Source organism: Streptomyces sp. BK239, from assembly GCF_004217285.1.
Classification (GTDB): domain Bacteria; phylum Actinomycetota; class Actinomycetes; order Streptomycetales; family Streptomycetaceae; genus Streptomyces.
The window spans coordinates 121,367-135,746 of record NZ_SHKS01000007.1; the positions used below are offsets into that span (position 1 = coordinate 121,367).

The window sequence follows — 14,380 nt, forward strand, 5'->3', positions numbered from 1 at the left end:
CGTCCTTTTCGTTTCGGCCGATGCCCTGTCATGGCCGAGGCCGTTCCCCGCGCGGGTGCTTGCCCCGGCAGTCGCCGGCGGCTTTCAGCCGTTGCGGCGTGCGTGGGCGGCCTTGCGGGCCTCGGCCAGTTTGCGGGCCTCGCCGGCCTTGCGGGACTTGCCGCCGGTGCCGCGGGGCGTGCCGAGCCCTCGGAAGGGGGCGTTGGTGTTCTTGGGGCGGGGCGCCGCGGGGCCGCCGTCGAGCGGGGTTCCCGAGGGGCGCCTGGCGCCGGTGATCCGGGTCAGTTCCGCCTCGCCCGAGCGCACCTTGGTGACGGTCGCCTCGACGCCGGCCTCGGCCGTCATGCGGCTCACCTCGCGGCGTGCGCCCGCCGTCACGAGCGTGACCACCGCGCCCGACTCACCGGCGCGGGCGGTGCGGCCCGCCCGGTGGACGTAGTCCTTGGGGTCGGTGGGCGGGTCGACGTTGACCACGAGGTCCAGGTCGTCGACGTGCAGGCCGCGGGCCGCGACGTCGGTCGCCACCAGTACGGTGACCCGGCCGTCCTTGAACTGCGCCAGGGTGCGGGTGCGCTGCGGCTGCGACTTGCCGCTGTGCAGGGCGCCCGCGTGCACCCCGCTCGCCCGCAGATGCCGGGTGAGCTGGTCGACGGCGTGCTTGGTGTCGAGGAACAGCAGGACGCGGCCGTCGCGGGCGGCGATCTCCGTGATGACCGCGTAGCGGTCGGGGCCGTGGACGACCAGCACGTGGTGCTCCATCGTCGTGACCGTGCTCGCGGACGGGTCGACCGAATGGACGACGGGGTCGTGCAGGAAGCGCTGGACCAGCTGATCGACGTCGCGGTCCAGCGTGGCCGAGAACAGCATCCGCTGACCGTCGGGGCGCACCTGGCCGAGGAGGTCGACGACCTGCGGCAGGAAGCCCAGGTCGCACATCTGGTCCGCCTCGTCCAGGACGGTGATCCGCACCCGGCCCAGGCGGCAGGCGTTGCGCTCGATCAGGTCGTGCAGGCGTCCGGGGGTGGCGACGACGACCTCGGCTCCCTGGCGCAGCGCGGCGATCTGCCGGCTGATCGACAGGCCGCCGACGACCGTGGCCATCCGCAGCCGCAGCGCCTCGGCGTACGGCGTGAGCGCCTCGGTGACCTGCTGGGCCAGCTCCCGGGTGGGCACGAGGATCAGGGCGAGGGGCTGCTTCGGTTCGGCGCGCCGCCCGGCCGTACGCGTCAGCAGCGGCAGCCCGAAGGCGAGCGTCTTGCCCGATCCGGTGCGCCCGCGTCCGAGGACGTCGCGTCCTCGCAGGGCGTCGGGCAGGGTGGCGGCCTGGATCGGGAAGGGGTCGCGCACTCCTTGTCCGTTCAAAGTCCGCAGCACCTCGGCGGGCAGGTCCAGGTCGGCGAAGGAGACGGCCGTCGGGGCGGTGGCGGCGTCGGCCGTGCCGTCGGGGTGCTTCATGTACTGCCTTCCGCAGAGGAACGTGTCGAGGAAGGCCCGGCGGGATCTTACGCACGGCGGCGCCCACCGCGACGACCACGCGAACGCGTGACCCTAACACGGGGAGCACACGCCATGGCTCCGTGCCGGGAACCCCGGCCGCGGAGCACGGCCGGGGTTCTCGCGGTCACCGTGGAGCGGACCTGTCAGCGTCGCAGGGTGAGGACGCCCGGCCGCCAGGGCAGCAGGTTGTAGGGGCCGCTCGCGGAGGGGTTCTTGCCCTGGTAGAGCAACTGCAGGTTGCAGGGGTCGATGGTCATGGTCTGGTCGGGGTTGTTGCGGACCAGGTCGCCGTGGCTGATGTCGTTGGTCCAGCCGGCGCCGCTGTTGGCCTTGCCCGCGAAGGGGTTGTTCTCACTGGCGGCCTGCGGGGTCCACGAACCGTTCAGGCTGGAGGCCGTGAAGGAGCGGAAGTAGCGCTGCTCCGTCGCACCCCGGGCCTCGACGATCATGAGGTACTGGTTCTGACCCTGGACCTTGTAGACCTGCGGCGCCTCGAACAGGTTCTTCGTCGTGTCGCTCATGATCGTCGTGTAGGACGAGCCGAAGTTGCCCGGGAAGTTCCCGATCGGCATGCTCGCCCGGTAGATCTTGCCGTTGTCGCCGGCGAAGAACAGGTACATGTTCTGGCCGTCGGCGATCAGCGTCTGGTCGATCGGGCCGGTGCCGGAGCCGGGGATGCTGCCGGTGAACAGCGGCTGCGGGGCCGACCAGCCGTTGGGGTTGGTGGGGTCGCTGGAGGTGCGGTAGATGAAGGGCCACGCGCCCCACTGGTACGCCAGCACCCAGATGTTCTTGGGCGCGAAGTAGAACAGCGTGGGCGCCACCGCGGACTGGTTCATCGCGCTCTGGCCGGTCGACGCCATGTTCGACCAGTTGGTGAAGGGGGCGAACCTCATCGAGCCGTAGGACGCACCGCCCGTCACGTGCGACCCGTAGACGAGGTGCTTGCCCTGGTAAAGGACGTGGGTGAAGTCCTTCAGTGCCACCCAGCCGTTCGCCGGCTGGGCCAGCGCGCCCGTCGACGTCCACCGGTAGGTCGACGGAAGGGAACACGCTTGAGCGGCCGCCTGGGCCGGGCCCGCGACGAGCGTCGCCGCCACCGAGACCATGGCCGCGGTCGCGGCGGAGAGCGCCAGGGACAGACGCTTGCGGCTGAAGCTTCCTCTGCGCATGAGGACCTCTGATTCTTGAGTGAGCGGTCCCGGCCGGCCCTGTCACGGGCACGACCGGGCTGACCGGACTGTCGAGGTGGGGCTCTGGATGCGGCAGGTGGCGGCCGCCGGTGTGCGCGACGCGGGCGTCGGTGACGTGGTCATGACATACAGGTGCGGCCATGACGTACACCTGGGCATGGGCGGCGTGCTCCTTGCGACTCGGCCGGATCGGCGGGCAGGACCCGCACCGACTGGGCGTGTGCGTGATATCGAACAAGGGGCGAAGTGTCGAGCAACTGGATGATGCGGGGGGCCGGTGAGAGCGTCAATACCTCTCGCAAGATTCGGTACGGACACCGAAACGTTTCGCGAAGCCGGGGTTCCGCCCGGAGCGGGCACTCGGCGCGGCCCTCACCCCCCGGCGCGTGTGCGGGCGCCGACCTGCCCGCGACGGGCGCCTGGCTCCCCGAGTTCCAGGCGATGCCCGCCCGCTGACCGCCCGCCACACCGACCCGAGGACCGCCGGCGGCGCCTGCACTGCCGGCACACCCGTCAGCCCGCCCGCCGCACCCGGCGCGACGCCTGCCCGGACAGCTTCGAGATGACGGTCTAGGACCTCGCCGCCACCCCCGAAGTGCCCGCCGTTCCCCCGCTCATCGGGGAATCGTGACTCCTGCCCGGCCTGCCCGGCGGTATGACGGTAAGCGTGGTCACATTCAGGGAGAGGGCAAGGTCACAGCCGTGCCCTCTCCTGCTCCTTTGCGCCTCTGGCCTAGCATCCGAGCATGACGGTCCTGCCTGACGACGGGCTTGAGCTGGCCGGCGAGTTCCCTGACGTGACGCACGAGCAGTGGCAGCACCTGGTGGCGGGTGTGCTGCGCAAGGCGGGCAAGGACGTCGAGGGGGACGCGGCCGAGGAAGCCCTGTCCACCGCACTCGAGGACGGGTTGCGCACCCGCCCCCTGTACTCCGCGCGCGACAGCGCGCCGGAACCCGGTCTCCCCGGATTCGCGCCGTTCGTGCGCGGCGGCCGGCCCGAGGGGAACACCGTGGGCGGCTGGGACGTACGGCAACGGCACTCCGCGGCCGACGGCGGCGCGGTCCTCGCCGACCTGGAGAACGGCGTCACCTCGCTGTGGCTGACGGTCGGTGAGGACGGCATCCCGGTGTCGTCCCTAGGCCGGGTCCTGGACGGCGTCTTCCTCGATCTGGCGCCGGTCGTCCTCGACGCGGGCGCCGACGTCGAGGCCGCCGCCGAGGAGTTGCTGCGGCTGTACGCGGAGCGGGGCGTCGCCCCCGAGGCGGCGCGCGGCAACCTGGGCGCGGACCCGCTCGGCCACGAGGCGCGCACCGGGCAGGCGTTCGACGTCGCGCCGGCGGCGGGCCTCGCCCTCCGCTGCGCCGGGGAGTACCCGGGCCTGCGGGCGTTCACCGTGGACGCGCTGCCGTACCACGAGGCCGGCGGGTCGGCCGCGCAGGAGCTGGGCTGCTCCCTGGCCACGGGCGTGGCCTACCTGCGGGCGCTGACCGAGGCCGGGATGAGCGTCGAACAGGCCTGCGCACAGCTGGAGTTCCGGTACGCGGCGACCGCCGACCAGTTCCTGACGATCGCCAAGCTGAGGGCGGCGCGCCGGCTGTGGGCGCGGGTGGCCGAGGTGTGCGGGGCGCCCGCCGCCGGGGGGCAGACGCAGCACGCGGTGACCTCGCCGGTGATGATGACGCGCCGCGACCCGTGGGTGAACATGCTGCGCACGACGGTGGCCACGCTGGCCGCCGGGGCCGGCGGAGCCGACTCCGTCACCGTGCTGCCCTTCGACGAAGCGCTCGGCCTGCCGGACGCGTTCGCACGGCGCATCGCCCGCAACACCTCCACGATCCTGATCGAGGAGTCGCATCTGTCCCGGGTGATCGACCCGGCGGGCGGCTCCTGGTACGTGGAGCGGCTCACCGACGAACTCGCCCACGCGGGCTGGGAGTTCTTCCAGGAGATCGAGCAACGGGGCGGCCAGGCAGCCGCCCTGCGGTCCGGGTGGCTGGGGCAGGAGCTGGCCGACACCTGGCGTGCGCGTACCGCCCGGCTCGCCAAGCGGCGTGAACCGGTCACCGGGGTCAGCGAGTTCCCGTTCCTGGCGGAGAAGCCCGTCGTGCGTGCGGCGGCTCCCGAGCCGCGGTCCGGCGGTCTGCCCCGGGTCCGCCGCGACGAGGCGTACGAGGCGCTGCGCGCGCGGTCCGACGCCCATCTCGCGGCGACCGGATCCCGGCCGCGGATCTTCCTGGCCGCGATCGGCCCGGCCGCCGCGCACACCGCACGGCTCACCTTCGCCTCGAACCTGTTCCAGGCGGGCGGTGTCGAGCCGGTCACCGAGGGCACGTTCGCCGAGAGCGGCGCCACCGAGGTCTGCCTGTGCTCCAGCGACGCCCTCTACGAGGAGCGGGCGGAGGAGGTCGCCGCCGAGCTGCGCGCGGCCGGCGCCGCGCACGTGTTCCTCGCGGGCCGCCCCGGGCAGCACGCCGGGGTCGACGGTTACGTCTTCGCGGGCTGCGACGCCGTCTCCGTGCTCTCCTCCACCCTCGACCGCATGGGAGTGTCCTGATGGGAATCCCCGACTTCTCCGGGATCGAGCTGGGGAGTCCCGCCGCCGAGGGCGGCGCCGACGAGTGGCGTACGGCCGTGAAGAAGGCGGCCGGCGGGGACGACCTGCTGTGGGAGACACCCGAGGGCATCCCGGTCAAGCCGCTGTACACCGGGCAGGACCTGGAGGGCCTGGACTTCCTGGGCACCTATCCGGGCGCCGCCCCGTACCTGCGCGGGCCGTACCCGACGATGTACGTCAACCAGCCCTGGACGATCCGGCAGTACGCGGGCTTCTCCACGGCCGAGGAGTCCAACGCGTTCTACCGGCGCAACCTGGCGGCCGGCCAGAAGGGCCTGTCGGTCGCCTTCGACCTGCCCACGCACCGGGGTTACGACAGCGACCACCCCCGGGTGACCGGCGACGTCGGCATGGCGGGCGTGGCGATCGACTCGATCTACGACATGCGGCAGCTCTTCGACGGGATCCCGCTGGACCGCATGAGCGTGTCGATGACGATGAACGGCGCCGTGCTGCCGGTGCTCGCGCTGTACATCGTGGCCGCCGAGGAACAGGGCGTGCCGCCCGAGAAGCTGGCCGGGACCATCCAGAACGACATCCTCAAGGAGTTCATGGTCCGCAACACCTACATCTATCCGCCGAAGCCGTCGATGCGGATCATCTCCGACATCTTCGCGTACACCTCGCAGCGGATGCCCCGCTACAACTCCATCTCGATCTCCGGCTACCACATCCAGGAGGCGGGTGCGACGGCCGATCTGGAGCTGGCGTACACCCTCGCGGACGGTGTGGAGTACATCCGCGCCGGCCGTGAAGCCGGCCTGGACGTGGACGCGTTCGCGCCCCGGCTGTCGTTCTTCTGGGCGATCGGCATGAACTTCTTCATGGAGATCGCCAAGTTGCGGGCGGCGCGCCTGCTGTGGGCCAAGCTGGTCAGGCAGTTCGACCCGAAGAACGCCAAGTCGCTGTCGCTGCGCACCCATTCGCAGACGTCGGGCTGGTCGCTGACCGCGCAGGACGTGTTCAACAACGTGACGCGCACGTGCGTGGAGGCCATGGCGGCGACGCAGGGGCACACGCAGTCGCTGCACACCAACGCCCTGGACGAGGCGCTGGCGCTGCCCACCGACTTCTCGGCGCGCATCGCCCGCAACACCCAGCTGCTGATCCAGCAGGAGTCGGGCACCACCCGGGTCATCGACCCGTGGGGCGGCAGCGCCTACGTGGAGAAGCTGACGTACGACCTGGCCCGCCGGGCGTGGCAGCACATCCGGGAGGTGGAGCAGGCGGGCGGCATGGCGCAGGCCATCGACGCCGGCATCCCCAAGCTGCGTGTGGAGGAGGCGGCGGCCCGCACGCAGGCCCGGATCGACTCGGGGCGGCAGCCGGTGATCGGCGTCAACAAGTACCGGGTGGACAGCGACGAGGCGATCGAGGTCCTCAAGGTCGACAACTCCTCGGTGCGCTCCCAGCAGATCGACAAGCTGCGGCGGCTGCGCGAGGAGCGGGACGAGAGGGCCTGCCGGGACGCGCTGGACGCGCTGACCCGGGCCGCCGGGGGCGACGGCAACCTGCTGGAGCTGGCGGTGGAGGCGGCCCGCGCCAAGGCGACCGTCGGGGAGATCTCCGACGCCCTGGAGAAGGTGTACGGGCGGCACGCGAGCCAGATCCGTACGATCTCCGGGGTGTACCGCACCGAAGCAGGAGAGTCCCCGTCCGTGGAACGCACCCGGAGCCTGGTCGACGCCTTCCAGGAGGCCGAGGGGCGCAGGCCGCGCATCCTGGTCGCCAAGATGGGCCAGGACGGCCACGACCGCGGCCAGAAGGTGATCGCGACCGCGTTCGCCGACCTCGGCTTCGACGTCGACGTCGGCCCGCTGTTCCAGACGCCGGCCGAGGTGGCCCGTCAGGCCGTGGAGGCGGACGTGCACATCGTGGGCGTTTCGTCGCTGGCGGCCGGACACCTCACCCTCGTGCCGGCGCTGAAGGAGGCGCTGGCCGAGGAGGGGCGCGAGGACATCGTCATCGTGGTCGGCGGGGTCATCCCGCCGCAGGACGTGCCCACGCTCCTGGAGATGGGCGCGGCGGCCGTCTTCCCGCCGGGGACGGTGATCCCGGACGCGGCGTACGACCTGGTGGCACGACTCGCGGGCGACCTGGGGCACGCCCTGTGATCGACGTCGACGCCTATGTGAAGGGCGTCCTCGACGGCAAGCGCGCCGTCGTCGCCCGCGCCATCACACTCGTCGAGTCCACCCGCCCCCAACACCGGGCGCTGGCGCAGAAGTTGCTGACCGAGTTGCTCCCGTACAGCGGGCGGGCCCGGCGGATCGGCGTCAGCGGGGTGCCGGGCGTGGGCAAGTCGACGTTCATCGACGCGTTCGGCACCCTGCTGACGGGGCGGGGGCACCGGGTCGCGGTGCTCGCCGTCGACCCGTCCTCCAGCCGCACCGGCGGGTCGATCCTCGGCGACAAGACGCGCATGGAGCGTCTCGCGGTCGACCCGGCGGCCTTCGTGCGGCCCTCCCCCACCGCGGGGACGCTCGGCGGGGTCGCCAAGGCCACCCGCGAGTCGATCGTGGTGATGGAGGCGGCGGGTTACGACGTGGTGCTGGTGGAGACGGTCGGCGTGGGCCAGTCGGAGACGGCGGTGGCGAACATGGTCGACTCCTTCCTGCTGCTCACGCTCGCCCGGACCGGGGACCAACTCCAGGGCATCAAGAAGGGTGTTCTGGAACTGGCCGACGTGATCGCGGTCAACAAGGCGGACGGTCCGCACGAGCGGGACGCGCGCGCCGCGGCCCGTGAACTGTCGGGCGCGCTGCGGCTGATGCACGGCCGGGACGCGGCCTGGACGCCGCCCGTGCTGAGTTGCAGCGCCAGGGAGTCCAGCGGCCTGGACACGGTGTGGGAGCGGCTGGAACAGCACCGCGCCCTGCTGGACTCGACGGGGCGGCTCGCCGGCAAGCGGCGTGAGCAGCAGGTCGACTGGACGTGGTCGATGGTCCGCGACGAGCTGCTCGGCCGGCTGCGCACGCATCCCGGCGTACGGGCCCTCACCCCCGACCTCGAACAACGGGTCAAGGGCGGGGAGTTGACGGCCACGCTGGCCGCGGAGCGCATCCTCGAGGCGTTCGGGGCCGACGGACAGGGGTGAGGCCGGCGGGGCGAAGGCCCCTGACTCCTGACCTCGCGAAACGGTTGCCGCGACAGAACGTGACATCCGTCACGTGTGTTCTCTCCGTCAACGCCGTTCGGTAGTACTCGACGCGTGGGCGACATAAGGTGATCTGCCCTTACGGATACGGACATACGTCGCGTGTCCCGCCGCTCCCGAGACGCGCTTCGCGCCCTTCGCCCTCCCCCCGGGCTGGGGCGACACCCTGTCGGGATGTCAGGTTCCGGCAGGCCGCGCGGCGCGGGGACAGCACACCGCCGCACCGGTTTCAAGGGGCGCACACGCCTACGATGCCGGGTAGTAGAAGGGCTCTTGGCCGGTCGCTCACCTGGGCTTAACAATGACGGCCCGAAAGGCGTCGCCGCAGGTCAGGGCCAGCATGCATGGTGTGCCCTGCAGGTCGGCGGCGCGCAGTGGAGTCGACCGAGCGAGGCCCGCACATGAGGAAGCACCGCAGGCAGAGGCAGCACCGGTACGCAGTCATCGGCGCTGTCACCGTCGGGGCGCTGGCGATACCGTCCGCCGCCATGGCCTGTCCGAACGACCCGACCGCCGTGCCGCAGGTGCCGTGGAGGCAGTGGACGATCGGCGGAACGGGAGCACAGCCCCCCGCACCGGCCGCGCCGCCGGCTGCCGCCCCGAGCGCCGCCGCCCCCGGCGCTTCCGCGGCCGCCCCGGCGTCCGGCGCCGTGGCCAAGGTCGTTTCTCTGGTCAACGGCGAGCGCGGCAAGGCGGGTTGCTCCCCGCTGACCGTGAACGCGAAGCTCACCAAGGCCGCCCAGGACCACAGCGCGGACATGGCGAGCCACCGGAACATGTCGCACACCGGATCCGACGGCTCGGACCCGGGCGCGCGCATCACCCGCGCCGGCTACGCCTGGAGCACCTACGGCGAGAACGTCGCCTACGGGTACTCCACCCCCGAGCAGGTCATGGCGGGCTGGATGGCCAGCCCCGGCCACAAGCGCAACATCCTGAACTGCGCGTTCAAGGAGATAGGCGTCGGCCTCGCCCAGCCCGGCTCCTACTGGACCCAGGACTTCGGCACGGCCCGCTGAGGACGGCCGGTCGCGCACGGGGGCGCGGAGAGCATGGGCATGCTCTCCGCGCCCTCGCGCGTGGGTCCGCGTCGCTTTCCGCTCAGTCGGCCGGGTCGAGCACCACCGGCAGTTCCGCGAGACCGCGGAAGGCCGGGAACGGGACCTGCATCCAGCGCGGTCCGTCCTCGGGGCGGGCCAGGGCGGCCCTGGGGAACCGGTCGAACAGTGCCGTCAGGGCGAGTTCCATCTCCAGCCGGGCCAGCGGGGCGCCCAGGCAGTAGTGGCCGCCGTGCCCGAACCCGAGGTGGGCGCCCGCGCCCTTGCGGGTCACGTCGAACTCGTCCGGCCGGTCGAACTTGCGCGGATCGCGGTTGGCCGAGTTGAGCGCGATCTGCACCAGCGCGCCCTTGGGGATCCGGGTCCCCGAGTACTCGACGTCCTCGGTGGCGTAGCGGAACGTCGCGCTCTCCACGGAGCCGTCGTAGCGCAGCAGTTCGTCGATCGCCGGGCCGAGCAGCTCCGGGTCGTCGCGGACGAGGCGCAGTTGCGCGGGCTGGGACAGCAGGTGGTGCACGGCGTTGCCGATGAGGTAGGCGGTCGTCTTGTGACCGGCGAACATCAGCAGGAACGCCGTGGAGACCAGCTCGGTCTCGGTGAGCCGGCCGTCGCCGTCGGTGTCCCGTACGGCGATCAGGGCGCTCAGCAGGTCGTCGTCCGGGCGGGCCCGCTTCGCCGTGATGAGCTCGGTGAAGAACGCGTGCAGGTCCTTCTCCGCCTGCTGCTGGGCCCGCTTGGACGCCGGGTCGAAGCCGGTCTGCGCCACCGTGGTGGACAGGTGCTGCATCCTCGACCGGTCCTTCGGCGGCACGCCGAGGAGTTCGCAGATCACCACGATCGGCAGCGGGAACGCGAACGCGGGCAGCAGGTCGAAGGGTTCGCGGGTCGGGCACGCGTCGAGCAGTTCCGCGACGACGGTCTCGATCCGCGGCCGCAGGGACTGCACCCGCCGCGGGGTGAACGCGGAGTTGACCATCCGGCGCAGCCGGGTGTGCTTCGGCGGGTCGGCGTTGAGCATGTTGTCGTCCAGCGCCATGGACGAGTCGCCGAAGATCCTCCGGTAGGCGTCCATGGCGCCGTACATGTCCTTGCTCAGCCTCGGGTCCGCCAGGGCGGCCTTCGCGTCCTCGTACCGGGTGATCAGGTACGTCTCGTTGCCGTGCGGCGGTCTCATGGGGCAGACCGGCGCCGCCTCGCGGAGCTGGGCGTAGACCGGGTACGGGTCGCTCCGGTACTCCGGGGTGCAGCGTTCGGCGGCGGCGACGGCTTCCTCTGTGGTCGTCATGGACGGCTCCTCAGGTCGAAGAGGGCCTCCGCGTTGCCGCCGAGGATCAGCTGCTGGGACGCCTTGTCGACGGGCAGCTTCTCGACCATGCGGACGAAGTCCTCCAGTGGCGCCGCCATCGGCGGCGAGTCGGTGCCGAACAGCATCCGCTCCGGGCCCAGCACCTCGGCGTTGAGGGCCAGGTGGGCGGCGCTGAAGGGACTGGTGTCGACGTACATGCGGCGCAGGGCCGCGACGGGGTCGGCCGACGGCGCGGGCGCCCCGGCGGGTGCGCCCGCGGGAGGCCGGCCCCCTCCCGGGGCTCCCGGGGCTCCCGCTCCCGCCGCCGTTCCGGGGGCCCGGCCCACCGGCGTGCCCGGGGGCGGGCCGCCCCCGGGCCAGTGCCGGGGGCGGGCCGCCGTCTGGAGGCGTTCCGGCAGCAGCGCCATCGCGCCGCCGCCCGTCGCGCCGATCAGCCGCAGACCGGGGTACTTGTCCAGCCACCCCGCGAACGCGATCATCGCCATGCCGACCGTCAGGTCGCCGAACCTGCCGATCTGCTCGACGAAGCGGACGTCGTCGACCTGTTCCGTGCCGACCGGTTCGGCCGGCGCGTGCACCAGGACCGGTACGCCCGCCTCCGCCGCCAGCGCGAAGAACGAGTCGGCGCGCGGGGAGCCGAGCAGCTCCCCGCGCACGCTGGAGGTGGTGATCAGGCCGACGAAGGCGGGGTCCGCCAGGGTCTGCCGCACCCCCTCCAGGTGGTCGTCGTCCCCGAACGGGTTGGCGTACACGTAGCCGCGCAGCTGGTCCGGGAAGGTGGCGATGAGCCCGGACATCCAGGCGTGGAAGGCGTGGAGCCGGTCGCGGGGTTGCGCGTAGTTGTCCACGCCCGGGACCCGGGCCATCGCGCCGGCCCCGACGGGGCTGCCGATGATCGTGAGGTCGATGCCGGCCTCGGCGCGGGCGGCGAGCATGCCGTCCACGTCGGTCAGGCTGGGGGGCATGGGGAAGCGTTCGGCCGCCTCCGGTGGGGACAGGTGCCCGTGGATGTCGATGATCATGTGTCGCTTCCCGGGTTCGGTGTGAGCGCGCGGGCGACCGCGGCGCAGTCCTCGTCGCCGAGTCCCTGCTCGGTGGCGCGGACGTGGGTCTCGGCCGCGGCGGCGGCCAGCGGGAGGCTCAGGCCGGCCGCCGCCGCCTGCTTGGAAGCGAGCATGAGGTCCTTGGCCATCAGCCGCAGCCGGAAGTCCGGCTCGTCGAAGGTGCCGGTGGCCAGCCGCCGCGACTTGAACGCCATGACCGGGGAGGCGAAGCCGCTGCCCGCGATGGTCTTGAGGACCTGGTGCCGGTCCAGTCCGCAGGCGGTGGCCAGGGCGGTCGCCTCGGCCATGGCCTGCACCTCCACCCCCATCAGGAGGTTGAGGAGCAGTTTCATCCGCATGCCGGACCCGAGTGCGCCCAGATGGACGACCTCCTTGCCCAGCGTCTCCAGCAGCGGCCGGCCGGCCTCGAACACCTTCTTGTCGCCGCCGACGAACAGCCGCAGCTCCCCGTCGCGGGCGTGGTCGCGGTTGCCGAGCATGCCGACGTCCAGGACCGAGGGGATGTCCCCGGCGATCTGCTCGACCTCCTCGGGCGCGACGGTGCTGGCGCAGAGCAGGGTGCCCGGGTAGGGGCCCCTGGACAGCACGCCGTTCGGGCCGCGCAGCACGTCGGCGAGTGCTTCGCCGTCGGCGACGCTGCAGATGGCGGTGGCCGTCTTCTCGACGGCCTCGGCGGGGTGGGCGGCCACGAAGGCGCCCACCCGGGCGAGCGGCTCGGTCCGCTCCGCGGTACGGTTCCACACCCGGACCGGGATGCCCTGGTCGATGAGTCGGGCGGCCAGGCCGGCGCCCATGGTGCCGAGGCCGAGGACGGCGACGGGGCCGTTGCTCACGGGGGTCATGACGCCACCCCCGCGGTCTCCTTGACGACCCGGAACCGCAGCGACTGCGTCGAGTCGACCCACTGGCGCAGCGGGGCGACCAGCGCGCGGTGCTCCTCGCTCTGCTGCCAGGCGAAGAAGTGCTCGGGCGTCTCCCACTCGCTGGTGATGACCCACTGGCGGGAGTCGTCCACGGGTTCGCCGAGCTTCTCGACGATGTGGCCGGGGGTGCGGGCGACGGACTTCCGGATCTGTTCGTACAGCTCCAGGAACCCCTGCTCGCCGCCCTCGATCACGCGGACGGTGTACACGACGGACAGCTTCTCGGCCGGACGGCCGTTTCGCTCGGTGCCCATGTCTCCTCCTGAGGGTGAGATCCGGCAGGACACGAGTCCTACGCACTCATGGCCCCCGGGCGGACGCAACTCCGAATGGGGGACGTGCCAAGCCCCACAAGGGGCCTCACGCTGCGTTGTTGACCTGTTCGAGTGAGAGGCCCGGCGTTCCGTTTCCCGTCGCCGGCGGCACGGACGGAGGTACGGCGGCGAAACTTCTTCCGGAACTCGTCGAATTCGTGGGCGTACTCGGCGTGAGGCCGGGTAGGCGCGCTTTCGTCGCCCCACGGCGGCACGGCACGGCTGAACGGACGCAAGCGGGAGGGAACGGACATGGCCATGGTCCAGGTGCAGGAGACGAGCGTCGTTCGGAGCGCGGGGGCGCCGTCCCGGGAGGCTGCCCCTGGTGCGCCGCTGCCGGAGGTCGCCGAGCCGACGAAGGTCGCGCCGAAGGACGCGCGGGAGCTGACGAAGCTGTTCCTGCAGCGGCTGGCGGTGCTGGAGGAGGGCACGCGCGAGTACCAGGACGCGCGCAACACCCTGATCGAGATGAACATGTCCCTGGTGCGCTACGCGGCGGGCCGTTTCCGCGGCCGGGGCGCGGACACCATGGAGGACATCGTCCAGGTCGGCATGATCGGCCTGATCAAGGCGATCGACCGGTTCGAGCTCACCCGTGAGGTGGAGTTCACCTCCTTCGCCATCCCCTACATCGTGGGCGAGATCAAGCGGTTCTTCCGTGACACCTCCTGGGCCGTGCACGTGCCCCGCCGGCTTCAGGAGGCCCGGGTCGAACTGGCCCGCGCCACCGAGGAGCTGAGCTCGCGCCTGGGCCGTACGCCGACCGTCGCCGAGCTGTCGCAGCTGATGAACCTCTCCGAGGAGGAGGTCGTCGAGGCGCGGCTGGCCGCCAACGGCTACAACTCCTCCTCCCTGGACGCGGCCATCGGCGGCGACGCCGACGGCGAGACGGTCCTCGCCGACTTCATCGGCGCCGACGACGCGGCGATAGGGCTGGTGGAGGACTTCCACGCGCTGGCCCCGATGATCGCCGAGCTCGACGAGCGGGACCGGCTGATCATCCACATGCGGTTCGTGGAGGAGCGCACGCAGGCTCAGATCGGCGAGCACCTCGGCATCTCGCAGATGCACGTCTCGCGTCTGCTGTCGCGCACCCTGGCCCGGCTCCGCAAGGGCATGCTGACCACGGACTGACCGCGGTCCCCCGGTCGCGGGGAAGTGTCGTCGGACGGCCGGAAGGGGCGAGGATCCCCTCCGGCCGTCCGCTCGTGGCGTCCACCGAAGCCCCGCCCCGTCAGGCGGGGTTTCGTCGC

General features: G+C 72.0%; 10 protein-coding genes and 1 pseudogene. 5 read left to right on the forward strand and 6 right to left on the reverse strand.

The window, feature by feature from the left end; all coding sequences use genetic code 11:
* Window positions 1-84 precede the first annotated feature (84 nt).
* Complete coding sequence (locus EV567_RS22290) at window positions 85-1,455, reverse strand: DEAD/DEAH box helicase (protein WP_130442866.1); 1,371 nt, start codon at window positions 1,453-1,455, stop codon at window positions 85-87.
* A 185-nt stretch (window positions 1,456-1,640) separates the two neighbouring features.
* A pseudogene (locus tag EV567_RS22295) lies at window positions 1,641-2,549 on the reverse strand (non-reducing end alpha-L-arabinofuranosidase family hydrolase); the annotation flags it as partial.
* Window positions 2,550-3,436: 887 nt separating this feature from the next.
* Here EV567_RS22295 and EV567_RS22300 point away from each other — a divergent pair.
* From EV567_RS22300 to EV567_RS22315, 4 genes are all read left to right on the forward strand, one after another.
* Window positions 3,437-5,245: a methylmalonyl-CoA mutase subunit beta gene (locus tag EV567_RS22300; protein ID WP_130442869.1), complete on the forward strand. Its 1,809-nt coding sequence runs from the start codon at window positions 3,437-3,439 to the stop codon at window positions 5,243-5,245.
* Window positions 5,245-7,419 carry a methylmalonyl-CoA mutase gene (gene scpA / locus EV567_RS22305; RefSeq protein WP_130442871.1) on the forward strand — a complete coding sequence of 725 codons (2,175 nt, stop codon included), beginning with the start codon at window positions 5,245-5,247 and terminating at the stop codon, window positions 7,417-7,419. Before EV567_RS22300 ends, scpA begins: the two co-directional genes overlap by 1 nt.
* On the forward strand, window positions 7,416-8,402 hold the full coding sequence (gene meaB / locus EV567_RS22310) for a methylmalonyl Co-A mutase-associated GTPase MeaB (protein ID WP_130442873.1): 987 nt from the start codon (window positions 7,416-7,418) through the stop codon (window positions 8,400-8,402). Before scpA ends, meaB begins: the two co-directional genes overlap by 4 nt.
* A gap of 548 nt (window positions 8,403-8,950) precedes the next feature.
* Window positions 8,951-9,481, forward strand: coding sequence for a CAP domain-containing protein (locus EV567_RS22315; RefSeq protein WP_407071613.1), 531 nt, complete (start codon window positions 8,951-8,953; stop codon window positions 9,479-9,481).
* 82 nt (window positions 9,482-9,563) lie between these two features.
* On the opposite strand, the gene EV567_RS22320 is transcribed toward EV567_RS22315, so the two are convergent.
* From EV567_RS22320 to EV567_RS22335, 4 genes are read right to left on the reverse strand one after another with little or no spacing between them, the layout of a single operon-like run.
* Window positions 9,564-10,805 carry a cytochrome P450 gene (locus EV567_RS22320; RefSeq protein ID WP_130442877.1) on the reverse strand — a complete coding sequence of 414 codons (1,242 nt, stop codon included), beginning with the start codon at window positions 10,803-10,805 and terminating at the stop codon, window positions 9,564-9,566.
* Window positions 10,802-11,848, reverse strand: a complete 1,047-nt coding sequence (locus EV567_RS22325; RefSeq protein ID WP_130442879.1) for an amidohydrolase family protein — start codon at window positions 11,846-11,848, stop codon at window positions 10,802-10,804. Before EV567_RS22325 ends, EV567_RS22320 begins: the two co-directional genes overlap by 4 nt.
* Window positions 11,845-12,732: an NAD(P)-dependent oxidoreductase gene (locus EV567_RS22330; protein ID WP_130442881.1), complete on the reverse strand. Its 888-nt coding sequence runs from the start codon at window positions 12,730-12,732 to the stop codon at window positions 11,845-11,847. Before EV567_RS22330 ends, EV567_RS22325 begins: the two co-directional genes overlap by 4 nt.
* Window positions 12,729-13,067 carry an antibiotic biosynthesis monooxygenase gene (locus tag EV567_RS22335; RefSeq protein WP_130442883.1) on the reverse strand — a complete coding sequence of 113 codons (339 nt, stop codon included), beginning with the start codon at window positions 13,065-13,067 and terminating at the stop codon, window positions 12,729-12,731. The genes EV567_RS22330 and EV567_RS22335 overlap by 4 nt, the downstream gene beginning before the upstream one ends.
* 312 nt (window positions 13,068-13,379) lie before the next feature.
* Here EV567_RS22335 and EV567_RS22340 point away from each other — a divergent pair, with 312 nt between their 5' ends.
* A complete protein-coding gene (locus EV567_RS22340) occupies window positions 13,380-14,261 on the forward strand; it encodes an RNA polymerase sigma factor SigF (protein WP_242620960.1) in 882 nt (293 codons plus the stop codon).
* The last annotated feature ends 119 nt before the right edge of the window (window positions 14,262-14,380 follow it).